The 24938-nt window shown below is 72.9% G+C and carries 23 protein-coding genes; 15 read left to right on the forward strand and 8 right to left on the reverse strand.

What is annotated here, in order from left to right; translation table 11 throughout:
• The first annotated feature begins 31 nt into the window (after positions 1-31).
• Positions 32-967, forward strand: coding sequence for a hydroxymethylglutaryl-CoA lyase (locus tag FB474_RS00940; protein ID WP_141786941.1), 936 nt, complete (start codon positions 32-34; stop codon positions 965-967).
• 87 nt (positions 968-1054) lie between these two features.
• Here the strand turns inward: FB474_RS00940 and FB474_RS00945 are convergent, their stop codons facing one another.
• Positions 1055-2665, reverse strand: coding sequence for a M6 family metallopeptidase (locus FB474_RS00945; protein ID WP_185745981.1), 1611 nt, complete (start codon positions 2663-2665; stop codon positions 1055-1057).
• A gap of 215 nt (positions 2666-2880) precedes the next feature.
• Between FB474_RS00945 and FB474_RS00950 the strand changes: the two genes are divergently transcribed.
• On the forward strand, positions 2881-3648 hold the full coding sequence (locus FB474_RS00950) for a TrmB family transcriptional regulator (RefSeq protein ID WP_141786942.1): 768 nt from the start codon (positions 2881-2883) through the stop codon (positions 3646-3648).
• Between the two features lie 81 nt (positions 3649-3729).
• On the opposite strand, the gene FB474_RS00955 is transcribed toward FB474_RS00950, so the two are convergent.
• Positions 3730-6018, reverse strand: a complete 2289-nt coding sequence (locus tag FB474_RS00955) for a helicase-associated domain-containing protein (RefSeq protein WP_246091992.1) — start codon at positions 6016-6018, stop codon at positions 3730-3732.
• A 69-nt stretch (positions 6019-6087) separates the two neighbouring features.
• Between FB474_RS00955 and FB474_RS00960 the strand changes: the two genes are divergently transcribed.
• From FB474_RS00960 to FB474_RS00975, 4 genes are all read left to right on the forward strand, one after another.
• Positions 6088-7743, forward strand: a complete 1656-nt coding sequence (locus FB474_RS00960; RefSeq protein WP_141786944.1) for an AMP-binding protein — start codon at positions 6088-6090, stop codon at positions 7741-7743.
• An 18-nt stretch (positions 7744-7761) separates the two neighbouring features.
• Positions 7762-8310 (forward strand): AAA family ATPase, encoded by a 549-nt coding sequence (locus FB474_RS00965; protein WP_141786945.1) that lies wholly within the window; start codon positions 7762-7764, stop codon positions 8308-8310.
• Positions 8311-8405: 95 nt separating this feature from the next.
• The gene (locus tag FB474_RS00970) at positions 8406-9170 is read left to right on the forward strand and encodes a hypothetical protein (protein WP_141786946.1); all 765 of its coding nucleotides are present in this window, start codon (positions 8406-8408) and stop codon (positions 9168-9170) included.
• Between the two features lie 18 nt (positions 9171-9188).
• Positions 9189-10109, forward strand: coding sequence for an aldose 1-epimerase family protein (locus FB474_RS00975; protein ID WP_141786947.1), 921 nt, complete (start codon positions 9189-9191; stop codon positions 10107-10109).
• Positions 10110-10125: 16 nt separating this feature from the next.
• Here the strand turns inward: FB474_RS00975 and FB474_RS00980 are convergent, their stop codons facing one another.
• Complete coding sequence (locus FB474_RS00980) at positions 10126-11472, reverse strand: MFS transporter (RefSeq protein WP_425465295.1); 1347 nt, start codon at positions 11470-11472, stop codon at positions 10126-10128.
• Positions 11473-11624: 152 nt separating this feature from the next.
• Here FB474_RS00980 and FB474_RS00985 point away from each other — a divergent pair, with 152 nt between their 5' ends.
• Genes FB474_RS00985 through FB474_RS00995 form a run of 3 tightly spaced genes read left to right on the forward strand, consistent with a single transcriptional unit; the run spans position 11625 to position 13738 of the window.
• Positions 11625-12029: a cold-shock protein gene (locus tag FB474_RS00985; protein WP_141786948.1), complete on the forward strand. Its 405-nt coding sequence runs from the start codon at positions 11625-11627 to the stop codon at positions 12027-12029.
• A gap of 4 nt (positions 12030-12033) precedes the next feature.
• The gene (locus FB474_RS00990) at positions 12034-12771 is read left to right on the forward strand and encodes a DUF3027 domain-containing protein (protein ID WP_141786949.1); all 738 of its coding nucleotides are present in this window, start codon (positions 12034-12036) and stop codon (positions 12769-12771) included.
• A gap of 49 nt (positions 12772-12820) precedes the next feature.
• Positions 12821-13738: an oxidoreductase gene (locus FB474_RS00995; protein ID WP_141786950.1), complete on the forward strand. Its 918-nt coding sequence runs from the start codon at positions 12821-12823 to the stop codon at positions 13736-13738.
• A gap of 20 nt (positions 13739-13758) precedes the next feature.
• Here FB474_RS00995 and FB474_RS01000 read toward each other — a convergent pair whose 3' ends face one another.
• A complete protein-coding gene (locus tag FB474_RS01000; RefSeq protein ID WP_246091993.1) occupies positions 13759-13989 on the reverse strand; it encodes a DUF2530 domain-containing protein in 231 nt (76 codons plus the stop codon).
• Positions 13990-14049: 60 nt separating this feature from the next.
• Here FB474_RS01000 and FB474_RS01005 point away from each other — a divergent pair, with 60 nt between their 5' ends.
• Complete coding sequence (locus tag FB474_RS01005; protein WP_141786952.1) at positions 14050-15543, forward strand: NCS2 family permease; 1494 nt, start codon at positions 14050-14052, stop codon at positions 15541-15543.
• A 21-nt stretch (positions 15544-15564) separates the two neighbouring features.
• On the opposite strand, the gene FB474_RS01010 is transcribed toward FB474_RS01005, so the two are convergent.
• Positions 15565-16500, reverse strand: coding sequence for a cation diffusion facilitator family transporter (locus tag FB474_RS01010; protein WP_141786953.1), 936 nt, complete (start codon positions 16498-16500; stop codon positions 15565-15567).
• 94 nt (positions 16501-16594) lie between these two features.
• On the opposite strand from FB474_RS01010, the gene FB474_RS01015 reads away from it, so the two are divergent.
• Complete coding sequence (locus FB474_RS01015; RefSeq protein WP_185745982.1) at positions 16595-17038, forward strand: MarR family winged helix-turn-helix transcriptional regulator; 444 nt, start codon at positions 16595-16597, stop codon at positions 17036-17038.
• Positions 17035-18321: an MFS transporter gene (locus FB474_RS01020; RefSeq protein WP_141786954.1), complete on the forward strand. Its 1287-nt coding sequence runs from the start codon at positions 17035-17037 to the stop codon at positions 18319-18321. The genes FB474_RS01015 and FB474_RS01020 overlap by 4 nt, the downstream gene beginning before the upstream one ends.
• 168 nt (positions 18322-18489) lie before the next feature.
• Here FB474_RS01020 and FB474_RS01025 read toward each other — a convergent pair whose 3' ends face one another.
• On the reverse strand, positions 18490-19695 hold the full coding sequence (locus tag FB474_RS01025; RefSeq protein WP_185745983.1) for a lytic transglycosylase domain-containing protein: 1206 nt from the start codon (positions 19693-19695) through the stop codon (positions 18490-18492).
• Between the two features lie 170 nt (positions 19696-19865).
• Between FB474_RS01025 and FB474_RS01030 the strand changes: the two genes are divergently transcribed.
• A complete protein-coding gene (locus FB474_RS01030) occupies positions 19866-20888 on the forward strand; it encodes a DUF3048 domain-containing protein (protein WP_141786956.1) in 1023 nt (340 codons plus the stop codon).
• Between the two features lie 61 nt (positions 20889-20949).
• Here FB474_RS01030 and serC read toward each other — a convergent pair whose 3' ends face one another.
• Both serC and FB474_RS01040 read right to left on the reverse strand, forming a co-directional pair.
• The gene (gene serC / locus FB474_RS01035; protein ID WP_141786957.1) at positions 20950-22077 is read right to left on the reverse strand and encodes a phosphoserine transaminase; all 1128 of its coding nucleotides are present in this window, start codon (positions 22075-22077) and stop codon (positions 20950-20952) included.
• 119 nt (positions 22078-22196) lie between these two features.
• A complete protein-coding gene (locus FB474_RS01040; RefSeq protein ID WP_141786958.1) occupies positions 22197-23318 on the reverse strand; it encodes a citrate synthase 2 in 1122 nt (373 codons plus the stop codon).
• A 131-nt stretch (positions 23319-23449) separates the two neighbouring features.
• On the opposite strand from FB474_RS01040, the gene FB474_RS01045 reads away from it, so the two are divergent.
• Positions 23450-24112 (forward strand): pentapeptide repeat-containing protein, encoded by a 663-nt coding sequence (locus FB474_RS01045; RefSeq protein ID WP_141786959.1) that lies wholly within the window; start codon positions 23450-23452, stop codon positions 24110-24112.
• 10 nt (positions 24113-24122) lie between these two features.
• The gene (pdxH, locus tag FB474_RS01050) at positions 24123-24803 is read left to right on the forward strand and encodes a pyridoxamine 5'-phosphate oxidase (RefSeq protein WP_141786960.1); all 681 of its coding nucleotides are present in this window, start codon (positions 24123-24125) and stop codon (positions 24801-24803) included.
• Positions 24804-24938 lie beyond the last annotated feature (135 nt).

Genomic DNA, 24938 nt, shown 5'->3' on the forward strand with positions numbered 1-24938 from the left:
TACCAACCGTGGACCTGGACCGGAGGTGCTCGTGCGACGACCGCAGCGGGAGACGGTGGACGGCCTGCCCGGCCGGGTCACCATCTACGAGGTCGGCCCGCGCGACGGGCTGCAGAACGAGAAAGCCGTGGTGCCGGTCGAGGTCAAGGCCGAGTTCGTCCGGCGCCTGCTGGCCGCGGGCCTGAGCACGGTCGAGACGACGTCGTTCGTCCCGGCCACGTGGGTGCCGCAGCTGGCCGACGCCGAGGAGCTGCTCGGCCTGCTCGGCGACGCCGGCCGGGGCCGCACGCGGCCGGTGCTGGTGCCCAACGAGCGGGGCCTGGACCGCGCGCTGGCCCTCGGTGCGGAGGCGGTCGCCATCTTCGGCAGCGCCACCGAGACGTTCGCGCGCAAGAACCTCAACCGGACGGTGGCCGAGTCGGTCACGATGTTCGCCCCGGTGGTCGAGCGGGCCCGGGCCGAAGGTGCCTGGGTGCGCGCCTACGTGTCGATGTGCTTCGGCGACCCGTGGGAGGGAGAGGTCCCGATCGCCCAGGTGGTCGACGTGGCGCAGCGCCTGATGGACCTCGGGTGCGACCAGCTCAGCCTGGGCGACACCATCGGGGTCGGGACCACCGGCCACGTCCAGCGACTGCTGGATGCGCTGGATGCCAAGGGGATCGGCGCCGACCGCATCGGCGTGCACTTCCACGACACCTACGGCCAGGCGCTGGCCAACACCATCGCCGCGCTGCGTCACGGCGTGACCGTGGTCGACGCCTCCACCGGCGGTCTGGGCGGCTGCCCCTACGCGAAGAGCGCGACCGGCAACCTCGCCACCGAGGACCTCGTGTGGGCCCTGGACGGCCTCGGCATCGAGACCGGCGTCGACCTCGAGGCCCTGGTGTCGACGAGCACCTGGATGGCCGGGCAGCTCGGCCGGCCCTCCCCGTCCCGGGTGGTCAAGGCCCTCGCCGGCTCGGACTGAGGAGGTCCCGGCGCGACGGTGACCACGCGGCAAGGGGCGGGCACCCCCCGGTGCCCGCCCCTCGGCATACCTGCCGGTGTCCTGGTGTCAGGACAGGGTGACCGCCGTGTCGTCGAGGACGAACGAGGTCTGCAGCGAGGAGTCCTCGGTGCCGGTGAAGGTCACCGTCACCGTCTGGCCGGCGTAGGCCGACAGGTCGTAGGACTTCAGCGCGTAGCCGGTGTTCTTGTTGAGGTTCGACAGCGAGCCGAGCGTGGTCGAGCCGGCCTTGACCGTCATGGTGTCGTACGCCGACGTCGTGGTCGTCTCAGCGGTGTCGATGTGGTAGTAGAAGCTGAGCGTGGCGTGGCACCCGGTCGGGACGGTCACCGACTGCGAGACGGTGTCGGTGTGGGCGCTGCCGTAGCCGTCCAGCCACGCGTTCCACGTGCCGGTGCGGGCGGGCTCGGAGGTGCCGTTCTGGGCGATGACGCCGCTGGACGCGCTCCACGAGACGTTGCCCGACTCGAAGCCGGGGTTGGCGAACAGCTGGCCGGTGCAGCCGCCGCCACCACCGCCGCCACCACCGGTCACCGTGGTGTGCGTGATGTCGCAGCGGTTGGTGTCGTTGGACCAGGTGCTCTGCATCGCGTAGGTGCCGTTGCCCATGGTCACGTTGGCCGAGGCGCCCTGGCCGCTGGAGATCCAGGCGCACTCGTCGGCGTTCTCCTGGCCGTTGTAGCTGCTGCCGGTGACCTGGTTGGTCCAGCCGCCGGCCGGGTTCTGGTCGGAGATCGTCTCGGCGTACTCGTGGCCCTCGACCATCGTGTAGCCGTCGAGCGTGCCCGAGCTGTTGACGAAGTTCTGGCCGCAGCTGGTGCCCTGGTCCATGACGTAGGGCATGTTGGTGAAGGCGATGTCGCCGTAGGAGGAGGAGACGCCCACGTCGCCGTTCCAGTCGTGCCAGGCGCAGAAGCCACCGGTCTTGTAGTTGTCCGGGTTGAGGCCCTTGGCCGAGAGGATGACGTACTGCGTGTAACGGTTCGACGCGGCGGAGGTGTTGCCGAAGTGGCCGGCGGCCTTGACCGCCTCGGTGCCGAGCTGGGCACCGGTCGCGGCGCTCGGCTCGGCGGCGCTGTTGTCGTACCAGACCCCGGCGAGGGCGCCGCCGGTCGGGTAGCCGACGTGCGGGGCGCCGGAGGGGCAGGTGGTGGAGCCGGTGGTGACCAGCGGCCCGTCGCAGTACTGCGTCATGACCCCGGACCAGCCCTCGCCGCCGGTGCCCAGGCCCTTGAACATGTTCTGCAGCTTGGGCGCACCGCCGGCGGTGTCGCTGGAGAACGTCAGGTTGCCGCTGCCGTCGGTGCCCTGGGTGCCCCACTGGGTGCCCCAGAAGACCAGGTACACCTTGGGGGTGCCGCTGGTGACGCCGATGCCGTCGACGCCGCCGCCGTAGGCGAGGGTCTGCTGGCCCGTCGCCGCCGTCGCGTTCTGCGAGGCGTGCTGCTGGGCCCACGTGTTCATCTTCTGCTGCTGCTCACGCGTGGGGGTCACGCCGTGGCGGTAGCTGTGGCCGGCTGCAGGGGAGTAGGGGTTGGACGGGTTCCCGCCCGGGGCGGCGACGGCCGGGGAGGCGGCCAGGCCTGCGGCGACGCTGAGGGCGAGGCCGGTCAGGCCGGCCAGCGCACTGGCCCGACCTGATCTGAGAGACAGCGACATCGGTGTTCCTCTCGCGGAAGTGGTGCAAGGAGGGGTAGTCACCACCGGTTGGTGGTGGCAGCGAGCGGAAACGTATTGACGCTGGTGCATGGCCCTCCCCCCGCAAAGGTTCCGGATTCGTATGCCGTGCCTCCGGATTCGGCAGGCAAGGTGAACCTTCCCTGCCCGGCGGGGTCGGGCCCCGGGACGGGCACGCGGGCATTACGGTGGGCGCCATGCCGGACCCCAGCCTCCACCTCCACCTGCACCGGATGGTCGCGCTGGGCCTGAACACGTACGAGGCCAAGGCCTACCTGGCGTTGGTGCTGCGAGACAGCTGGGCGGCCTCCGACCTGGCCACCCAGGCCGGGATCCCCCGGCAGCGCATCTACGACGTGCTCTCGCGCCTCGTGCAGCGTGGCCTGGCCCGCGACCGGCCCGGCCGGGTCACCCGCTACAGCGCCACCGACCCGGACACCGCCATCCAGCGACTCATCGCGGTGCAGCGCCAGGAGCTCGACGAGCTCAGCACCCGCTCCCAGGACCTCGCGCTGACGCTGCGCCAGGCGTGGGAGCGCGGCCAGGGCGAGGCGGAGGCTCCGGTGCGTGCGGAGGTGCTGCGCGAGGCCGCGCTGGCCGCCGGGCGCAGCCGCGAGCTGGTCGACTCGGCCCGGGCGGAGCTGTCCGTCCTCGTCCCGGCGCAGGAGGGCTGGCTGCTGCCGGAGGCGGACGCCGTCGCACGCCTGCGCGAGGGCGGTGGGCTGGTGCGGCTGCTGGTCCAGGGGCCGGTCGAGCACCTGGGCGCGCTCCGTGACGCCGGGGCGCAGGTGCGCGGCACCGACCACGCCGTCATGGGTCTGGTCCTCGCCGACCGGCGGGCCGTGCTGGTGCGCCTCACCTCCGCGGCTGGCGCCACGGACCTGGTGGTCGAGCACGACGCCATGGCGGCGAGCCTGCAGGTCACCTTCGACGAGGCCTGGGAGCGCGCCGCACAGCTGGCGTGACGCCCGCCTTTGCGCACGACAGTGCTGCTGGGTGCGCCGGATTCGTGCTGCCGAGCGGCATCAACGTGCGCAAAGAGGGGGTCAGGCGGGGGCGGCGCCGGTGACCCGGTGGATGGAGAAGGCTCGCTCGACGTTGGAGCCCTCGACGGTGCCGTAGGCACGGCCGCCCTCGATGCGCCTGGGGTAGAACAGGATCCGTGTGGCGCGGCCCTCGGCGTCGGCGTAGCCGATCCACACCCCGTCACGCTCGACGGCGGCCTCACGGAGCAGGGCCAGCGTCACCGTCGGGTCCGTGGAGGGCAACGGGCCGCGGCCGCCCGGTTGCCGGTCCTGGCGTGCCCGCTCGAAGTCCGCCGACTCCTCGCCGGCCCGCAGCGCGGAGACGAGGGCATCGGCGAGCTCGTCGTCGACCTGCTGCACGGCCGTGGGCGTGGCCGGCTGGCGCCGTGCCGGGGTTCGGTGGTGGGAGGTGGGCGGGACCACGACGCCGCCGTCCATCGTCTCCGCGACCGGGGCGAACCCGTTGTCCCGCAACATCTCAAGCACCGTGACCGAGTCGACGGGGGAGACGAGGACGGTCGGCGCGATCCGGCGCAGCTGCAGCGGGGCCAGGGCACGCTCGGCGACCATCGTGTCGAGCACCGCCTCGTCGTCGCTGCGCACGTAGGTGGAGGCCGAGCCCACGCGGGTCTGGCCGTGCCGGCGGGCCACGTCGCCGACGAGGTAGGCCAGCGGCTGCGGGACCGGCGTGGTGCTGGAGTCCTCGAGCATCGACAGCACCTGCGCGCTGGTCCATCCCGCGTCCAACGCCCTGCGCACGCTGCCGGCGGAGAACCGGTGCACGGTGGCGCCGCCCCGGGACTCCACGTCGGCGACCATCCGCATGAACTGCGCCAGTCGCCCCTCGAGCCGCCCGGGCGCGACAGCGGTCAGGTCGGCCTGCAGCAGCACGTGCTCGACCGGCGCCGGCAGGTCGCCGGCCATGGCCGCGGCCGCGGCGTCGTCGTCCCCCGCGACCAGGGCGCGGCCGGCGGCGCCGAGCGCACCGCGGCCGGTCACCCCGAGCCACTCGGCTTCGCGCAGCACCGCGGCCACCACGGCGTCCACGTTGGCCGGGGTGCGCAGCGGCCGGCGCCACCCGATCCGGGCGGTGAGGCTGGCCCGGTCCGGCGCCTCGCCGACCGGCAGGGCGGCCAGCTCGCGCAGGACGTCCCAGCGCAGCTGGCGGCACATCGGCCAGAGCACGTCGGAGCTCAGGGCGTTGACGGTGCCCCCACCGGCGCTCTGTCCGCCGACCAGGTGCGGTGCGCGGCCGGTCGCCAGCCAGGCCGTGGCGAGCTGCACCCAGCGCTCGGCGGAGGGGCGCTGCTGCCACTCGTCGTAGGCGGGGGTCGGGGCCCAGACGGGCTCGAGGGCGCCGTCGTCGGCCACCAGGCCCGCGGCAAAGGCCGCCTCCACGAGGAAGGCCGCGCGGTCGGGGTCGACGTCGAGGGTGCTGCCGACCCGGCGCAGGTCGCGCACCGACAGGCCGCCGGCGCGCAGCACCCGTGGCGGGCGCGGACCCCAGTCGGCGGCGAGCTCGTCGACGAGCCCGAGCAGGTCCGAGGCCTGGCCCCCGGCCGCGGCGTCGACCGAGGCGGCGGTGTGCGTCGTGGTCGACAGCGGCGCCGGCTCGAGGGCGAGGTCCCGGTGCAGTCGCCCGCCGCGCAGGTGCAGGGCCACCTCGCGGGGCAGGCAGACCTGGTCGCTCGTCATCGCGGTCAGCAGGTGGTGGGTCAGCAGCCACCGTCCGGCGAAGGACATCGGGCCGGAGGGGCTGAGCACGCCGATGGGCGGACCCCAGGCGAGCCGGTCCAGCACCGCCCGCGCGTCCGGCGGGGCCTCGTCGAGGATCCGGGCCAGCGCCTCGGGGGTGGCGAGCTCCTCGGGCAGCGCGCCGCGCTGGTCGGCCAGCGACGGGCCGAGCCCGGCGGGGTAGTGGCCCATGACGTCGGTGACGGTGCGGACCACGTGCCAGCCGTCGACGCCGCGCCAGACCAGTGCCCGCTCCCACAGCGGCTCGACGTGCCGGAGCAGGACCCGTGGGCCCAGGCCCAGCAGCGAGGCGGCCAGGTCGGTGTCGACCGGGTCCCCGGCCACCACGAGGGCCTCGAGCACCTGCAGCCCGCCGCGATCGAGGCCGTCCAGCGCCCGCTGCACCGAGGCCCGGGTGGAGGCGCGGGCAGCCAGGGAGGTCAGGTCCGCCGGGGCGGGGCGGGCCAGGTCGGGGCGCCGGGAGATCAGGGCCCGCAGCTGGGCATCGGAGCGCCCGCGGACGTCCTCGGCCAGGCTGCGCGCGCGGGAGCCGGCGCGGGGCTGGGAGGCGGGCACACGGCATACGGTAATCGGCTCCGGCACGTTGCCCTTGCCGCCGCACGGGGGCGCCATGAGGATGGGCCCGTGACGACACCCGAGGCCCTGTCCTACAGCTCCGGCACCTCGCAGACCCCGCTGCTCGGCGACACCATCGGGGACAACCTCGCGCGGACCGTCGCGCGGTACGGGGACCGCGACGCGCTGGTCGACGTCCCGAGCGGGCGGCGCTGGACCTACCGCGAGCTCGACGCCGCGGTCGACGAGCTCGCGCGCGGACTGCTGGGGCGGGGCATCGCGGCCGGTGACCGCGTCGGCATCTGGTCGCCGAACTGCGCGGAGTGGACGCTGCTGCAGTACGCCACGGCCAAGGTCGGCGCGGTGCTGGTCAACGTCAACCCGGCCTACCGCAGCCACGAGCTGGCCTACGTCGTCAAGCAGTCGGGCATGCGCATGCTCGTCAGCGCGATCGCGCACAAGACCTCCGACTACCGCGGCATGGTCGAGGAGGTCCGCGGCGACTGCCCCGAGCTGGGCGAGGTCGTCTACATCGGCGAGGGCTCCTGGCAGGACCTCGTGGGCGCCGGGTCGTCCGTGGGGCCGGAGGCGCTCGCGGCGCGGATGGCCGGCCTGGGCGCCGACGACCCGATCAACATCCAGTACACGAGCGGCACCACCGGCTTCCCCAAGGGGGCCACCCTCAGCCACCACAACATCCTCAACAACGGGATGTTCGTCGGGGAGCTGGTCGGCTACACCGAGGCCGACCGGGTCTGCCTGCCGGTGCCCTTCTACCACTGCTTCGGCATGGTCATGGGCAACCTGGCGGCCACCTCGCACGGCGCCTGCATGGTCATCCCGGCGCCGTCCTTCGACCCGGCCGCAACGCTGAAAGCCGTTGAGGCTGAACGTTGCACGTCGCTCTACGGCGTGCCGACGATGTTCATCGCCGAGCTCGGGCTGGCCGACTTCGGCTCCTACGACCTGTCCAGCCTGCGCACCGGGATCATGGCCGGCTCGCCGTGCCCGGTCGAGGTGATGAAGCGGGTCATCGCCGAGATGCACATGTCCGAGGTGGCCATCTGCTACGGCATGACCGAGACCTCACCGGTGTCGACGATGACGCGGGTGGACGACGACCTTGCCCGGCGCACCGAGACGGTCGGACGGGTCATGCCGCACCTGGAGGTCAAGGTCGTCGACCCGGTCACCGGCCGGACGGTGCCGCGAAGGGAGCCGGGGGAGCTGTGCACCCGCGGCTACTCGGTGATGCTCGGCTACTGGGAGCAGGCCGACAAGACCGCCGAGGCCATCGACGCGGCCCGCTGGATGCACACCGGTGACCTGGCCACGATGGACGACGCGGGATACCTCTCCATCGTCGGCCGGATCAAGGACATGGTCATCCGCGGCGGCGAGAACGTGTACCCGCGTGAGATCGAGGAGTTCCTCTACACGCATCCGGCCATCGCCGACGTGCAGGTCATCGGGGTCCCCGACGCGAAGTACGGCGAGGAGCTCATGGCGTGGGTCGTCATGAAGCCCGGCCACGATCCGCTGACGGCCGAGGGCGTGCGCGAGTTCTGCTCCGGGCAGCTGGCCCACTACAAGATCCCCCGCTACGTCCACGTCGTCGACGGGTTCCCGATGACGGTGACCGGCAAGATCCGCAAGGTGGAGATGCGCGCGCAGGCCGTCGAGATCCTCGGCCTGCAGGATGCCGCCGGCGTCCGCCACGCCTGAGCGCGCCCCCGGTATGCCGTGCCCCACCTCCTGCTGCTGAACGGCTTCCCGGCCTCGGGCAAGTCCACGCTCGCCCGGCGCTGGGTCGCCGACCACGCCCTGGCGCTGGCCCTCGACGTGGACCGCCTGCGCGGGCAGCTCGGCCGGTGGCAGGACCAGCCGCACGCCGCCGGCCTGGCCGCCCGGGACCTGGCCGAGTCGATGGCTCGCACCCACCTGCTCGCCGGCCACGACGTCGTCGTGCCGCAGTTCCTCGGCCGGCGGGCGTTCGTGGACCGGCTGAAGCAGACGGCGCGGGAGGCGGGCGCGGCGTTCCACCACGTCGTGCTGCTCGACGGGCGCGAGGACGCCGTCCGCCGCTTCCACGCGCGCACCGGTCGGGCCGAGGAGGCCGCGCACGCCGAGGCCGGCCGGATGGTCGCCGACTCCGGCGGCGACCAGGAGCTGCACCGCATGTACGACGGGCTGCTCGAGGTGGTGCGCCAGTGCGGGCCGGTGACCGTGCTGGAGCCGCTCGACGGCGACGTCGAGGGCACCTACGCCCGGCTGCGAGCGGCGCTGGCCTGACCGGCTGGTGACTGGTCACTCATGGCCGGTTCCCAGCCTGGTCCCTGTCGCCCCACAGCATCCGGGCGCATCCTGCTGGTGAGGAAAGGACCGCCATGTCGCAGCAGCCGCCGAACCCGCCCCAGCCGGGTCCCTCCGAGCCGACCCAGTCGCTGCCGCCCCAGCCGACGCAGCCGCTGCCTCCCGCCCAGCCGCAGCCTGCCCAGCCCGTCCCGGTGCCGTCCGCTGCCGCGGCCGGGGCGCCTCCTCAGGGCCCGCCCCAGGGTCCGCCCCAGGGTCCGCCGCCGGGCCAGCAGGCCCCGGGCGGCGTCGGTGGCCGCCCGCCGAGCGCCTGGCAACGCGCCACCTCTCCTAGTGGGCCCCGCTGGGGCCTGGCTGCCGGCGCGGCGGTCCTCGCCGTCCTGCTCCTCGTCGGCATGGCGCTGGGCGGCTTCCTCATCGGCCGCGCGACGGCCTCCGGCGGCACGAGCGCCTCGGCGGCCGCGCACCGCGGCCAGCCAGGCGGGCGGGCCAAGGGCAACGGCAACGGTCAGCGCCAGCGGCTCATGCCCGGTATGCCGGGCGGTCGCCTCCCGGCGCTGCCTGGCCTGGGCTCCGGGCACGGGGAGTACTCGGCGCAGGGCCGCACCCTGGTCTTCCAGACCGGCCAGGTGACCGCGGTCTCGGGCACCTCGATCACCCTGCGCAGCGCCGACGGCTTCAGCCAGAGCTACACGATCAACAGCACCACGCGGATGCGCGGTATGCAGGTGGCGGCGATCCGCACCGGTGACACCGCCTTCGTGCTGGCGGACAAGTCCACCCGCGTGGCCTCCCTGCTGGCCCTGGTGTCGACCCAGGGTTCCGGCTCCACCGGCTGACCCCCTAGGTTCTGCCCCGTGAGTGCGGAGCTGCCCAGCGGGGCCCAGTGGACGATCCGGCACGGTGACCAGGAGGCCGTCGTCGTCGAGGTCGGCGGTGGCCTGCGGTCGTGGACCCGTGGTGGCGTGCCCGTGCTCGCGGGCTACGCCGAGGACGAGCAGTGCGCGGCCGGCCGCGGCCAGGTGCTCATGCCCTGGCCCAACCGGGTCGCAGACGGGCGCTACGCCTTCGACGGCAAGGACTTCCAGCTCGCGCTGAGCGAGCCCGGCCACCACAACGCCATCCACGGCCTGGTCCGGTGGGCCATGTGGACGCTGCTGGAGCACGAGCCGCACCGGGTCGTCGTGGGCTACCGCCTGCGCCCGCAGCAGGGCTGGGGCGGCTGCCTCGACCTCGAGGTCGCCTACGAGCTCGACGAGGACGGGCTCACCGTCACGCCGCGGGCGCACAACGTCGGACCCGACGCCGCGCCGTTCGGCTTCGGTGCCCACCCCTACCTGACCACCGGGGAGGACCGTGTCGACGAGCTGACCCTGACCGTGCCCGCGGCCCGGCGACTCCTCGTCGACGACCGGCTGCTGCCCAGCGGCACCGAGCCGGTGGCCGGCGGACCGTTCGACTTCCGCGACGGCCGGCCCGTGGCGGACACCGTCCTGGACACCGCCTTCACCGACCTGGCGCCGGAGACGGACGGCCGGTGGCGGGTGCGCCTGACCCGGCCCGGCAGCGACCGGGCGGTCACCGTGTGGGGCGACCCGGCATACCGGTGGGTGCAGGTGTTCACCGGGGACACACTCGCGGGGGAGCAGTCCCGGCGGAGCGGGCTCGCGGTCGAGCCGATGACCTGCCCGCCCAACGCGCTCGCGACCGGGCAGGACCTGCTCGTGCTCGAACCAGGTCAGGCCTGGTCGGCGCCGTGGGGGATCAGCACCCGCTGACCCCCCACGCGGCCGGTCAGCCCTCGGCCGAGACCAGCGGCACGGCCGCCGGCATGGGGTCGGTGGCCGTGGCCGGCTCCGGTGCCTCCGCCGCGACGCCGTTGGCGTGGGCGGGGATCCGGCGTTCGACCGCCATCGCCAGGACCGCCATCACGGCGCAGCCGCCGACGAGCATGGCGATGAAGGCCAGGTCGAGCCGGGCACCGATCATCACGCCGGCCACCGCCGGCCCGATGATGGCGGCGCCCTGGAACGCGGCCGACATGATCGCGTTGTAGCGGCCGCGAAGGTGGTCGGGGGACAGGTCGTTGGTGATCACCGGGATGGTCGGCTGCAGGAGGGTCTCGCCGAGGGCGAAGATGCCCGCGCAGCCGATGACCAGCGCGGTGGCGGCCGCCGTGCCCGGCACCAGGCCCGCCAGGCCGAGCGAGATCCACGACAGGCCCCAGATCGCGCAGAGCGCCAGGACCACACGGGTGCGGCGGCGACCCTCGATCCGCTGGAGCACGAACAGCTGCAGCACGACGATGGTCGCGGTGTTGACGGCGAAGGCCGCGCCGATGGTCCGCGGGGTGACCTCACCGACGACGCGGGCGAACGCGGTGAACCCGGCCTCCATCTGGGCGTAGCCGACGAACGCCGACAGGAAGGTCAGCAGGATGACCGGGCGCAGCGCGCGGTCCCGCAGCAGTGTGAGGTAGCTCGTGGTGGCCGGCGCGGCGCCGTCCTCGTCGGGCTGGTGCTCGACCTTGCCGGTCACGTGACGCAGCGGTCCGAGCAGCATGGTGAACGGGGCGAGGAACGTCACGGCGTTGCCGAGGTAGATGGCCATGAACGTGCCCGGCCGGTGCACGTCGACGATCGAGCCGGAGATCAGCCCGCCGATGCCGATGCCGAGGTTGACCAGGGTGAAGTTGATGCCGAAGTAGCGCTGGCGGATGCCGCTGGGCACCACGCTGGCGATCATCGCGTTGAAGCCCGGCCAGAAGATGCCGCCCGCGGCGCCGAGCAGGGTCAGCGCGACCGCGGCGATGGCCGGGGTGGTGGCGAACGCCAGCAGTACGTTGCCGAGCATCTGGGCGACCATCGCGGGCAGGATGACCCGGCTCGCGCCCAGCCGGTCGATCAGCGAGCCCGCCGGGCCGACGATGGCCATGCCGACGAACGCGGGGATCGCCAGCAGCACCCCGGTGGTCTCGAGGGAGAAGTGCCGCACCTCGTGGGCGTAGATGACGCCGAAGGGCAGGACCAGCCCGGTGCCGAGGGTCTCGATCGCCACCGTGGACAGCATCAGCTTGCCCTCGCGCGGCAGGTCGTGCCAGAACGAGGCGAGCGAGGGGCGGGGCTGGGCGGCGGTCGTCACGGCCCACATTGTCTTGGCGGTCACCGACAGGTCGAAACCGATTTTCGGGGGCCACCGCGTGCGGATAACCTTGGTCGAGCGCAACGTGCGCCAATCAGCCATGCCCGGCCACCAGCCGGGAGCGGGTGGACCTGACGAGCAAGAGGTGGACTGTGCCGACGGGCAAGGTCAAGTGGTACGACGCGGAGAAGGGCTTCGGCTTCCTCAGCGACGACGAGGGTGGTGACGTGTTCCTGCACGCCAACGCCCTCCCGGCCGGTGTCACCACGCTCAAGGGCGGCACGCGGGTCGAGTTCGGCATCGTCGAGGGCCGCCGTGGCGCCCAGGCGCTGTCGGTCCGCGTCCTCGAGCCGGCGCCGTCCGTGGCGGCCTCGGTTCACGAGAAGAAGCGCCTCCCGGCCGACCAGATGGCCGTCGTCTGCGAGGACGCCATCAAGCTGCTCGACGGCGCCTCCAACTCCTTCCGTCGCGGGCGTTACCCCGACAAGGCGCAGGCGGCCAAGATCGCCAAGGTGCTGCGCGGCGTGGCCGACCAGCTCGACGGCTCGGTGGGCTGAGCGCATGCCACCCAGGGAAGACGCCACCCTCCGCAGCGCGGTCGACCTCGCCCGCGAGGCCGCCGAGGGCATCGCCGAGCGCGGCACCGTCGGCGAGCACCTCGACTTCGTCATGGACGAGGAGCGCCTCGCGACGCACTACTTCGCGTGCACCGCACCGGCCTACCCCGGCTGGCGCTGGGCGATCACCGTCGCCCGCGCCCCGCGGGCCAAGAAGGTCACCGTCTGCGAGACCAACCTGGTCCCCGGCGAGGGTGCGCTGCTGTCCCCGCAGTGGCTGCCCTACGCCGAGCGCCTGGCTCCCGGCGACCTCGGCGCGGGCGACGTGCTGCCCTACATCGAGCAGGACCCCCGGCTCGAGCAGGGGTTCGAGGCCACCGGCGACGAGGACGTCGACCAGATGGCGCAGTGGGAGCTCGGGCTGGGCCGCAAGCGCGTCCTGTCCGCCGAGGGCCGCGAGGAGGCCGCCCAGCGCTGGTACGACGGCGAGAACGGCCCGAGCACCCCGGTCGCCGAGCAGGCCCCCGCGCCGTGCTCCAGCTGTGGTTTCTTCGTGCCGATGGCAGGTGCCCTGCGCTCTTTTTTCGGCGTCTGCGCCAACGCCTGGTCACCCTCCGACGGTCGCGTCGTGAGCCTTGACCACGGCTGCGGCGCGCACAGCGAGGTCGACGTCGAGCGCCCCGAGCCGGCGCCGCACGACGAGCCGATCGTCGACGAGTTCGCCTACGACGCGCTGGTCTGAGGTCCACGTCACGGCGCCGGCCTGACTACCCGCGGGTAGCCTTGCCGGCATGCCCTGGACCCCGTCCGACCTGCCCACCCTCGACGGCGTCCGCGCCCTCGTCACCGGCGCCAACTCCGGCATCGGCTGGCACACCGTCGCCGCGCTCGCCGGCCGGGGCGCCCGCGTCACCCTGGCCTGCCGCAACACCGGCGCCGGTGAGGACGCGGCGCAGCGCATCCGCGACGGCGTCCCCGGGGCCGACCTCGAGGTCCGTCACCTCGACCTGTCCTCGCTGGAGTCGGTCGCGCGCCTCGCGGGGGAGTGGGACGGCCCGCTGGACCTGCTGGTCAACAACGCAGGGGTGATGACCCCGCCGACGTGGCAGGGCACCAGCGACGGCTTCGAGCTGCAGTTCGGCACCAACCACCTGGGCCACTACGCCCTCACCGCGGGGCTGCTGCCGGCGCTGCTGGCCGCGCCGGCGCCGCGCGTGGTCACGGTCTCCTCGATCCGCCACCACTGGGGCACCGAGGCCGTCCTCGAGGGGAACCCGGCCGAGAGCTACCGCCCCGGCCCGGCGTACGGCAACTCCAAGCTGGCCAACCTCCTCTTCGGCGCCGAGCTGCAGCGCCGGGCGGCCTCGCGCGCGCCGCACCTGACCTCGACCATGGCCCACCCCGGGGTCTCCGCCACCGGCCTGGTCGCCGACCCCCAGGGCATGGGCGCCAACCCGGTCGTCCGCGCTCTCGCCCCGGCCGCCGTGCGGCTGGCCTTCCAGTCCGCGGCCGCCGGCGCGAACCCCAGCCTGTATGCCGCCACTGCCGCCGCGCCCGGGTCCTACACCGGTCCGCAGTGGCTGGGGGAGACCCGCGGCCCCATCGGCCCGGCCCGGCTGAGCACGTTCGCCCAGGACGAGGCGCTGGCCGCCAAGCTGTGGGACCGCAGCGAGGAGCTCACCGGGGTGAGCTGGCGCTGGGAGTCCTGACCCGGGATACCGGCCAGGGGTCAGGCGTCGGCGGCGTTGCCGCGGCCACGCCGCACGTAGCTCCACCCGATGAAGCCGAGCACGACGCCGGCGACACAGGACCACGGCCACCAGTGCCGGGACCCGGTGTGCAGGGCGGGGACCACGAGGGTGACCACGAGGGCGAGCGCCCAGATGGCGATGCCGACCTCGATGACCCGCGTGGTCCTGACCTTCAGGGGCTGCGGGTCGGGGATTGGCGGGGTGGTCACCCCCACACTGTAAGCGGACAGATGCGAGGGGTTGCGCATCCACCCCCTACCCTGTAGGCCATGCCGTCAACCGTCACGTCGCCACGGCCCACTGCTGCGCGAGGGGCCCTCGACAACTTCTTCCGCATCACTGAACGAGGCTCGACGATCGGGCGGGAGGTGCGCGGCGGGTTCGCCACCTTCTTCACGATGGCCTACATCGTGGTCCTGAACCCGCTGATCATCGGCACCCAGACCGATGGCACGGGCCACTTCCTCGGCGGCGGGACCTCGCCGAACCTGGCCATGGTGGCCGCCGCCACAGCCCTGGTCGCGGGCGTCATGAGCCTGCTCATGGGTGTCGTGGCCAACTACCCGCTGGCCATCGCCGCCGGCCTGGGCCTGAACGCCTTCGTGACGTTCGGGATCGCCAAGCTCCCGCAGATGACCTGGGCCGACGCCATGGGGCTGGTGGTCATCGAGGGCATCATCATCACGGTGCTGGTGCTCACCGGCTTCCGGCAGGCGGTCTTCCGTGCCGTGCCGGCGCAGCTCAAGGTCGCCATCAGCGTGGGCATCGGTCTCTTCATCACGATCATCGGCCTGGTCGACTCCGGCTTCGTGCGCAAGCCGGTGTCCGGCCCCGTTCCGGTCGAGCTGGGCATCGGCGGATTCCTCGCCGGCTGGCCGCTGCTGGTCTTCATCGCCGGGCTCGTCGCCATCATCGTGATGATGGTCAAGCGGGTGAAGGGCGCCATCCTCTACGGCATCGTCGGCGCCACCCTGCTCGCGATGCTCGTCGAGTGGACGTTCAACATCGGCGGCCAGACCGACAAGACCGGCAAGGTCGTCAACCCGACCGGGTGGGGCCTCAACGTGCCGAAGATGCCCGACAACGCCTTCGACATCCCTGACTTCGGCCTGCTGGGCCACTTCTCCCTGCTGGGCTCCTTCTCCAAGATCGGCATCGTCTCGGCGGCGCTGCTCGTGTTCACCCTCGTGCTCGCCGACTTCTTCGACACGATGGGCACGATGGTGGCCATCGGCGCCGAGGGCGGCCTGCTCGACAAGGACGGCAACCCGATCGGCGCCCAGAAGATCCTCGTCGTGGACGGCCTGGCCGCTGCCGCGGGTGGCGTCGGCAGCGTCAGCAGCAACACCGGCTTCATCGAGTCCGCGGCCGGCGTGGGCGAGGGTGCCCGCACCGGTCTGGCCGCGGTGGTGACCGGCCTGCTCTTCCTGGCGTCGACGTTCGTCGCCCCGCTCGTCGCGGTCGTGCCCTACGAGGCGGCCACCCCGGCGCTGGTCGTGGTCGGCTTCCTGATGATGCAGCAGGTCAAGGGCATCGACTGGGACGACCTGGAGATCGCCTTCCCGGCGTTCCTCACCATCGTCCTCATGCCGTTCACCTACTCGATCACGGTGGGCATCGGCGCCGGGTTCGTGCTCTACGTGCTCATCAAGGTCGTCCGGGGCAAGGCGCGCATGCTGCACCCGATCATGTGGCTGGTGGCGTCGCTGTTCGTCGTCTACTTCGCGATCGACCCGGTCAAGGAGCTGCTCGGCGTCAAGTGAGCAGCCCGGCCGTCTGAGCGGTCACTGGTGAGCGGCGGGTTCATGGTCTCCATGGCCCGCCGCTTCCAGCTGCAGGGTGCTGTGCGCGACGTCGAAGTGCCCCTCCAGGCACCCCTGTAGCCGGTCCAGCAGCTGCGGCAGGGACCCGTCGGCGAACGCGGCCTCGTCGACGACGATGTGCGCCGACATCACCGGCACCCCCGAGGTGATGGTCCAGCTGTGCAGGTCGTGCACGTCGCGCACGCCCTCCTCGCCGAGCAGGTGGTCGCGCACCTGCTCGAGGTCGACGCCGGGCGGGGCGGACTCCAGCAGCACCTCACCGGCCTCGCGGAGCAGGCTCCAGGCCCGCGGCAGGATCATCACCGCGATGGCGAGGGAGACCACGGCGTCGGCCCGGGTCCAGCCGGTCAGGGCTACGACGACGGCCGCCGCGATGACCCCGGCCGACGCGAAGGCGTCGGACAGGACCTCCAGGAACGCGCCCCGGACGTTGATCGAGTGGGCCTGCCCCCGGCGCAGCAGCAGCAGTGACGCGGAGTTGGCAGCGAGGGCCAGCACCCCGAACCACAACATGACGCCCGGGCGGACCGTGGCCGGGTGGAGCAGCCGCTCGACGCCCTGGACACCGACCGCGCCGGCGAGCACGAGCAGCAGCGTGGCGTTGCCGAGCGCAGCGAGCACCTCGGCGCGCTGGTAGCCGAAGGTCCGGCGCATCGTCGGGGGCCGGTGTGCCAGGTGCGTGGCCAGCAGTGCCACCGCGAGCCCGGCCGCATCCGCCGCCATGTGCGCGGCGTCGGCCCACAGCGCGAGGCTGCCGGACAGGGCGGCACCCACGACCTCGGCGACGACCACCCCGAGCGTGATGAGCAGGACCGTGCGCAACCGCCCCCGGTATGCCGTGCTGGCCGGACCGGTGCCCGGCACCGGTCCGTGGGAGTGCGAGTGCCCGTGACCCATGACCGCACGATATCCAGCCCGCCGGGGGTGGATCTGGCGAAGGGGAATAGTTAGCACAGGTAATGAGTTATGCTAACGAAATCAGGGAGGCAGCATGACAACCAGGGCGAAGACGCCGGCGTCGACCTCTCTCGCGACGTTGGCCAACGACCTCCGGCTGGCCTGCATGAGGATCAGCCGCCGGGTCCGTTTCGAGAGCACCGACATCGTGGCGCCGCACCAGTTCAGCGTGCTGGCGCGGCTGGAGGAGACCCCTCGGACCCCGCGCGAGCTCGCCGACATCGAGCGGGTCAGCCCGCCGAGCATGAGCCGCACGGTCGCGGCGCTGGTCGAGCGGGGGCTCGTCCTGCGCGCCGACGACCCGACCGATGGGCGCCAGGTGATCCTGTCGCTGACGCCGGAGGGTGTGCGCACGCTGAAGGACATCCGGCGCCGCCGGGACGAGTGGATGGCCAGCCGGATCAAGGGCCTGTCCATCGAGGAGCGGGAGGTGCTCGCCCGCGCGAGCGAGATCCTGCTGAGGGTGGCGGGAGAGTGAGCCCGACCTTCCGTTCCCTCGCGATCTACAACTACCGGGTCTACGCCGCCGGCGCCCTCATCTCCAACGTCGGCACCTGGATGGGCCGCGTCGCCCAGGACTGGCTGGTCCTCACCGAGCTGACGCCGCACTCCTCGGTCGCGCTCGGCATCGTCACCGGCCTGCAGTTCCTGCCGCTGCTGCTGCTCGCTCCCTGGTCCGGCATGATCGCCGACCGGTTCAGCAAGCGCCGCATCCTCGCGCTGACGCAGAGCTCGCTGGCCCTGACCTCGGCCCTGACCGGCGTGCTGGTCATCACCGGCACCGTCGAGCTGTGGCACGTCTACGTGCTCGCGTTCCTGCAGGGTGTGGCCACCGCCGTCGACAACCCGGCCCGCCAGACCTTCGTCTCCGAGATGGTGCCGCGGGAGGAGCTGACCAACGCGGTCGGCCTCAACAGCGCCTCGTTCAACGCGGCCCGGCTGATCGGCCCCGGCGTGGCCGGTCTGCTCATCGCCGCAGCCGGCACCGGTCCGGCGTTCCTCATCAACACGCTGACCTTCGTCGCGGTCCTCGTCGCCCTGTGGCGGCTGCGGACCGGCGAGCTGAAGCCCGCGCCGCGAGCCCGCGGCAAGGGGCAGATCATCGAGGGCGTGCGCTACGTGCGCAGCCGACCGGACATCATGCTGATCATGGCGATCGTGTTCGTGCTGGGCACCTTCGGCATGAACTTCCAGCTAACCACGGCGCTCATGGCGACCTCGGTCTTCCACAAGGGTGCTGGGGAGTACGGCCTGCTCGGCTCGATCATGGCGATCGGCTCGCTGTCCGCGGCCCTGCTCTCGGCGCGCCGGCCGCGGCCCCGGCTGCGGATCCTGCTCGCCGCCCTGGCCGGCTTCGTGGCGTCCACCCTGGCTGCGGCGCTGGCGCCGAGCTACCTGTGGTTCGCCGTCGCGCTGGTGCCGGTGGGGCTGAGCGCCCTGACGGTGCTGACCAGCGCGAACTCGATGGTGCAGCTCAGCGTGGCCCCGCACATGCGCGGCCGGGTCATGGCCCTCTACATGGCGATCTTCATGGGCGGCACGCCGCTCGGCTCGCCACTGGTGGGCTGGATCGGCTCGGCCTGGGGCCCGCGGTGGACCATCCTCATCGGCACCATCACGGTGGCAGGCGCGCTGGTGGCTGCCACGCTGTACCTCATGCGCACGGAGAACCTGCACCTGGAGTACCGCTGGACCGGCCGGCCCCGCGTCGTCCTGGTCCGCGAGCCCGCCGCCGAGCCGATGCCCGAGATCGCGGCCTGATGACCCCGCGGTTCCGTCGCCTCATCGTGCTCGTGGCGCTCGTTGTCCTGGTGGCCGTTGCCGTGGTCGGCGCGCTGGTGCACTGACCCCACTGCACTGACCCCGCGCAGACGACGGGGCCGGCGCCACCTCCTGGGTGGCACCGGCCCCGTCGTCGTGACGACCCGGTCAGACCGGGCTGCAGAGCGAGACGTCCAGCTGCGACGCGCAGCCGGCTGCCGGTGCGCTGAGCGGCAGGTCTGACACGGTGGTCGGGATCGAGGTCGGGCTGACCGAGGCGGTCGTGTTGGTCGAGCCGGGCCCGGAGCCCAGGATCGGCGGCCACCCGCCGCCCCCGCTGGAGGGCGAGGTCGACGGCGACGGCGAGGAAGGCGTGTCACTCGGGCTGGTCGTGCTCGAGCTCGGGGTGCCCGGCTTCCGGGTCGTGCTCGTGGGGGAGTCCGGGGAGGTCGACGCGTGGCTCGTGCCGACCGGCGGGATGTGCGGCTTGTTCGAGGGCTTCTGGCCCGGCTTCGGCGGGCCCTGCGGCTGGTCCGCGAAGGCCGCCGGCAGGAACGAGGCCGGGACCTCGTTGACGTCGCTGCGGTAGGCCTCGGCCAGCGCCTCGACGGTGCGCACGTAGGAGTCGGAGTTGTTGTAGCGCAGCAGCGAGCCGTAGAGGTCACTTGACTGGCGCAGGTCGACCCGGCCGGCACACAGGTAGGCCGCCGTGGTGGTGGCCGCGTCCTCGATGCTCTGGGGGTTCTTGAAGCCGTCGGCGTCGGCGTCCGTGCCGATCGCCCGCCACGTGCTGGGGATGAACTGCATCGGGCCGACCGCGCGGTCCCAGATGCCGTCCTGGTCGTAGAGGCCGCTGTCGGTGTCCTTGACCCGCTCGGTGCCGTGGGTGCCGTCGAGCTCGATCCCGTAGATGCCAGGCGTCGCGATGCCCTGGTCGTTGAGGCTGCTGCCGCCGTAGCGCCCGTGGTCGCTCTCGACCTTGCCGATCGCGGCGAGCACAGGCCAGTCGAGGTGGCAGCTCGGGTCGGCCGTGCGCATCAGGTGCTCGGCCGAGCGGTAGGCCGACAGGGCCCGCGCCGGGACGCCGGACCGGTCGATGACCACGGCTTCGGTGCTGGTCGACGTCGTGCCGGGGCGGATGCCCAGGCCCTTGGCCACCCGGGACGGGGCGATGGGCGGGGACCCGGCGTCCTCCATGATGAACTCGGGGACCTTGACCAGGGCGCCCGAGGTGTTGGCCGCCGACGCGCTGTCGGGGGCGTGCCCGAGCGCGGCGAGGGCGACCCCACCACCGATCAGGGCCACCGCCGGCGCCGCGGCCCAGATGCGCCGCCACGGGATCATGACCGTCCGTGCCTGTCCGTGCTTGCTCACGACTCGTCTCCTTGCTGGTTCAGCTCCCACCCCCGGGGCTTGCGACAGGACCAACGAGGCGGTCCGGGGGAAGTCACGGTTGTCGCCACGCGGTTGAGATCCGTCACTTCCCCAGCCACCCGGCATACGCTGCTGCCGCTCACAGAACGTCACGCCAGGGAGGGCGCACCATGTCACCACGGATCCGGTCCGGCCCGAGCCAGCGGCCCCGCAGGCAGGTCGCGGCGGCCGTGCTCGGCATGGTGGTGCTCGGTGCCTCGGCCTGCTCCAGCGCCCCGGCGCACAAGGCCGCTCCCACCGCGCACCCGACCACGCCGACGACGTCGACCCCTGCCGCGCCGGTGACCAACCCGCTCACCGGCACCGGCCCGGTGCCCAGCGGTCCAGTCGTCGCCGTGAAGATCGACGACACGGCCGCCAGCCGCCCGTCCGTGGCCCTGGACAAGGCGGACGTCATCTACGTCGAGCAGGCCGAGGGCGGCGTCTCGCGGATGGTCGCGGTCTTCGCCAGCCACAAGCCGGTGGTCGGCTCGGTGCGAAGCGTGCGGGCCAGCGATCCCGAGCTGCTGTGGCAGTACGGCCGGATCATCCTGGTCGCGTCCGGAGGGGGTGGCGACGCCCTGCCGACGCTCGACCGCTCGATCATGCACGCAGTCATCAACGACCGCGGCGGTCCCGGTTTCTCCCGCTCGCGCTCCCACCCGGCGCCGTACAACCTGCTCTCCGACCTCGCTGAGGTTTCCCGCAAGGTCAAGGCCGACGGCGTGCGCAACGTCGGCTTCACGTTCTCGGCGGCAGACCCGCGCCTGGCGTCCGCCCCGAAGGTCACGGCTCCGCGGACCGTCGTCGGCTCCACCCCCGTGACCTTCCTCTGGAATGGCCAGACCTACATCCGCACGGTCAACGGCATGCGCCTGCACGCCGCGGATGGCGCGCCGATCGCCAAGTCCAACGTGCTGGTGCAGTACTGCACCGTGACGGTGAACCACGGCGACGTCGACGTGCTGGGCAACCCGTCGCAGTACACCCACACCATCGGCACCGGCAAGGTCGTGCTCTATCGGGACGGCAAGCAGATCGTCGGTCGGTGGTCGCGCCCGAGCGCCGGGGCGGCCACGACCTACACCGATGCCGCGGGCAAGCCGCTGACCTTCGCCCCGGGCGGCCTCTTCGTCGCCCTCGTCAAGGCCTGACCCACGCACGACAGAGGCCCCGGTCGCTCGTGACCGGGGCCTCTGTCGTGGATGAGCGGCGTCAGCCCAGCTGGGCCACGACGTGCTCGACGCAGGCGATCAGCGCCGAGACGTCCTCGGGGTCGACCGCGGGGAACATCGCGACCCGGAGCTGGTTGCGGCCCAGCTTGCGGTAGGGCTCGACGTCGACCACGCCGTTGGCGCGCAGCACCTTGGCTACCGCCGCCGCGTCGACCTCGTCGGCGAAGTCGATGGTGCCCACGACCTGGGAGCGCGCGGCCGGGTCCGCGACGAACGGCGAGGTGTATGCCGTCTCCTCGGCCCAGGTGTACAGCCGCGAGGAGCTGTCGGCCGTGCGCTTGACCGCCCAGTCCAGGCCGCCGTTGCCGTTGATCCAGCGCACCTGCTCGGCGAGCAGGGCGAGGGTGCCCACGGCCGGGGTGTTGTAGGTCTGGTTCTTGCGGGAGTTGTCGATCGCGGTGGGCAGGCTGAAGAAGTCCGGCACCCAGCGGCCGGTGGCCGCGATCTCGTCGACCCGGGCCAGTGCGGCCGGGGAGAACGCAGCGAGCCAGAGCCCGCCGTCGGCCGCGAAGCACTTCTGCGGGCCGAAGTAGTAGACGTCGCTCTGGGTGATGTCGACCGGCAGGCCGCCGGCGCCGGAGGTCGCGTCGACGAGCACGAGCGCGTCGTCGTCGGCGCCGGCGACGCGCTGGACCGGCGCCATGACGCCCGTGGAGGTCTCGTTGTGCGGCCACGCGTAGACGTCGACCCCGGCCTCGGCGACGGGCGCGGCCAGGGTGCCGGGCTCGGCCTTGATGACGCTCGAGCTGCCCAGGAAGGGTGCCTTGTCGGTCACGGTCGCGAACTTGCTGGAGAACTCGCCGAAGGCCAGGTGCTGGGCGCGCTCGCGCACCAGACCGAACGCGGCGATGTCCCAGAACGCCGTGGAGCCACCGTTGCCGAGGATGATCTCGTAGCCCTCGGGTAGGGAGAACAGCTCACGCAGGCCCTCGCGGACCTCCCCGACGAGGTTCTTCACCGGGGCCTGGCGGTGGGAGGTGCCCAGCACGGTCCGCCCGAGCGAGGCGAGGTAGTCGACCTGCTCGGGGCGGACCTTGCTCGGGCCGGAGCCGAACCGGCCGTCCTGGGGCAGCAGCTCGGCGGGGATGGTGATGGCGGCGTCGGTCACGGGACGTCCTTCGGGTCAGAGGCGGGTTGCGGCAGTTCTGACGCCGTTGTCAGGTGTCACCCATTCAAGCAAAGCGTCCAGCCCGTGGACGCGATGGTCCGCCCGATGGGACGGAGCTCTCAGCCGGCGTGACCCGGTGCGACCTGCGCGTCCCAGCCGGCGACGTCCTCCGCGGGGCGCGGGCCCTCGCCGACGTAGCGTGCCGACGGCCGGATCAGGCGCCCCGTGCGCTTCTGCTCCAGCACGTGCGCCGACCAGCCGGCGGTGCGGGCGCAGGTGAACATCGGCGTGAACATCGACGCCGGCACCTGCGCGAAGTCGAGCAGCACCGCGGCCCAGAACTCCACGTTGGTGGCCAGCACCCGGTCGGGCCGGCGGGCGTGCAGCTCCTCCAGGGCGGCCTTCTCCAGCGCCGCGGCGACCTCGAAGCGCGGGGCGCCGAGCCGCTCGCACGTCGCGCGGAGCACACGCGCACGGGGGTCCTCCGCGCGGTACACGCGGTGCCCGAAGCCCATGAGGCGCTCGCCCTTGTCGAGCACGTCCTTGACGTAGGCGCTGGCGTCGCCGGAGGACTCCACGCCCTCGATCATGTGCAGCACGCGGGAGGGTGCGCCGCCGTGCAGCGGGCCGCTCATCGCCCCGACCGCGCCGGACAGGCAGGCGGCGACGTCGGCGCCGGTGGAGGCGATGACGCGGGCGGTGAAGGTGGAGGCGTTCATGCCGTGCTCGGCCGCGGAGACCCAGTAGGCGTCGACCGCCTCGACGTGGCGCGGGTCGGGCTCGCCACGCCAGCGGATCATGAAGCGCTCGACGATGGTGTGGGCCTTGTCCACCTCGCGCTGGGGGACCATCGGGCGGTCCTGCCCGCGGGCCGACTGCGCGATGAAGGACAGCGCCATCACCGAGGCGCGGGCGAGGTCGTCGCGGGCCTGCGCCGGGTCGATGTCGAGCAGCGGGCGGAAGCCCCACACGGGGGCGAGCTGGGCCAGCGCGCTCTGCACGTCGACGCGCACGTCACCCGTGTGCACCGGCAGCGGGAAGGGCTCCGCCGGTGGCAGGCCCGGGTTGAACTTGTTGTCGACCAGCAGTCCCCACACGTTGCCGAACGACACCTTGCCGACGAGGTCGTTGATGTCGACCCCCCGGTAGCGCAGCGCGCCACCCTCCTTGTCGGGCTCGGCGATCTCGGTCTCGAAGGCGATGACACCCTCGAGTCCGGGCTTGAAGTCGCTGTCGGTCATCAAAGCACTCCATCCCTGCGCCCGACCGCGGTGTCGGGGGCGCCTGCCATTCTGCACCGTGTCCCGCGTCGAGCGAACGGTGCGGTCCGTGTGGAGGACACCGTTCGCCCTTCCCGCACAAGGAGCCCGCCATGGCACGAGCCCCCCGCTCACCCCGCCGCCTCGAGATCGACCTGCCCGACCTCGAGCCCTTCGGCGACGCCGGCCTGGAGCAGGCGGGGGAGTACGACGCCCTCGAGCTGCGTGACCTCGACCTGTCCGGCCAGGACGGGCGCGACGCACGGTTCCTCGAGTGCGGGGTCTACGCCTGCCGCCTGGACGAGACCCGGCTGCGCGGGGCCCGCTTCGCCGACTGCGTCCTCGCCGACCTGCAGGGCGTGGCGCCGGACCTGGCCGAGACCTCGTGGCTCGACGTCGTGGTCAGCGACCCGCGCCTGGCGGCGGTCCAGGCGTTCGGCGCCGACCTGCGCCGGGTCGCGGTGCGCGGTGGCAAGGTCGACTACCTCAACCTGCGCGGGGCGACCCTGCAGGACGTGCGCTTCGAGGGGTGCGTCCTGCGCGAGGTGGACTTCGCCGAGGCCACCCTGGTCGACGTCAGCTTCGACGGCTGCCAGCTGGTCGAGCCCGACTTCTCCCGCGCCCGGCTGGAGCGCGTCGACCTCAGCGGCGCCGACCTGCGGGCCCCCAAGGGCGTGACCAGCCTGGCCGGCGCGACGATCGCCCAGTCCCAGCTCTACGACCTCGCCCCCGCGTTCGCGGCCCAGCTCGGCCTCACCGTGCTCGAGGGTCGTTAGCCTTCGACCCATGACGCCTGCGGACCGCCACGACTACCTCGGTGAGGGGCTGCTCGAGCAGCACCTGGCCGCCACCCCGTGGCGGCAGGCCAGCGCCTGGCTGGAGGCCGCCCGCGAGCGGGCCGGCGCCGAGGGTGACGTGCCCGAGCCGACCGCGATGTCGGTGGCCACCGTCGACGCCGACGGCCGCCCCGACGTGCGCACCGTCCTCATGCGCTTCTTCGACCCCAGCGGCCCGGGCTTCGTCACCAACCTGGAGTCGGCCAAGGGCCGCCAGCTCGCCGGCAACGCCGGCATCGCCGCCTCCCTCACCTGGCCGGCCATGTATCGCGCGGTCCGCTTCCGGGGCACGGCCCACCGGCTGCCCGAGGAGCAGGTCCGCGACTACTTCGGCCACCGCCCGTGGGGGTCGCGGGTCAGCGCGTGGGCGTCGCGGCAGTCGCAGGTCATCGAGGGCCGGGAGGGGCTGGAGGCCGCCTACGCGCGATACGCGGCGCAGTGGCCGGACCGCGGTGGGGTCGACGACGTGCCGGTGCCGCCGTTCTGGGGCGGCTACCGCATCACCTGTGACGAGGTGGAGTTCTGGGCCGGCCGGCGCGACCGGCTGCACGACCGGCTGGTCTTCGTCCGGGCCGGTGAGGGCGACCTCGACGACCCGTCCGCGTGGCGGGTGGAGCGCCGCCAGCCCTGAGGCAGCCGGTCCGGATCGCGGGACGCGGCGGGGCGTACTTGCCGGTAACCCCGACCCGTGCTCTAGCGTGAAGGCCGTCACAAGCGTGACAGCGGGCGCCACCGTCGCCGTTCGCCGCCAGCCCTCCGGGGCCGC

The sequence above is a fragment of the Oryzihumus leptocrescens genome (assembly GCF_006716205.1).
GTDB lineage: Bacteria > Actinomycetota > Actinomycetes > Actinomycetales > Dermatophilaceae > Oryzihumus > Oryzihumus leptocrescens.

Coding starts and splice junctions, on each gene's coding strand:
- FB474_RS00995 (WP_141786950.1), top strand. CDS start 12,821: ATGCCCTGGACCCCGTCCGACCTGCCCACCCTCGACGGCGTCCGCGCC.
- FB474_RS00945 (WP_185745981.1), bottom strand. CDS start 2,665: ATGTCGCTGTCTCTCAGATCAGGTCGGGCCAGTGCGCTGGCCGGCCTG.
- FB474_RS01010 (WP_141786953.1), bottom strand. CDS start 16,500: ATGGGTCACGGGCACTCGCACTCCCACGGACCGGTGCCGGGCACCGGT.
- pdxH (WP_141786960.1), top strand. CDS start 24,123: ATGACGCCTGCGGACCGCCACGACTACCTCGGTGAGGGGCTGCTCGAG.
- FB474_RS01045 (WP_141786959.1), top strand. CDS start 23,450: ATGGCACGAGCCCCCCGCTCACCCCGCCGCCTCGAGATCGACCTGCCC.
- FB474_RS00970 (WP_141786946.1), top strand. CDS start 8,406: ATGTCGCAGCAGCCGCCGAACCCGCCCCAGCCGGGTCCCTCCGAGCCG.
- FB474_RS01030 (WP_141786956.1), top strand. CDS start 19,866: ATGTCACCACGGATCCGGTCCGGCCCGAGCCAGCGGCCCCGCAGGCAG.
- FB474_RS00990 (WP_141786949.1), top strand. CDS start 12,034: ATGCCACCCAGGGAAGACGCCACCCTCCGCAGCGCGGTCGACCTCGCC.
- FB474_RS00950 (WP_141786942.1), top strand. CDS start 2,881: ATGCCGGACCCCAGCCTCCACCTCCACCTGCACCGGATGGTCGCGCTG.
- FB474_RS01005 (WP_141786952.1), top strand. CDS start 14,050: ATGCCGTCAACCGTCACGTCGCCACGGCCCACTGCTGCGCGAGGGGCC.
- FB474_RS01040 (WP_141786958.1), bottom strand. CDS start 23,318: ATGACCGACAGCGACTTCAAGCCCGGACTCGAGGGTGTCATCGCCTTC.
- FB474_RS01015 (WP_185745982.1), top strand. CDS start 16,595: ATGACAACCAGGGCGAAGACGCCGGCGTCGACCTCTCTCGCGACGTTG.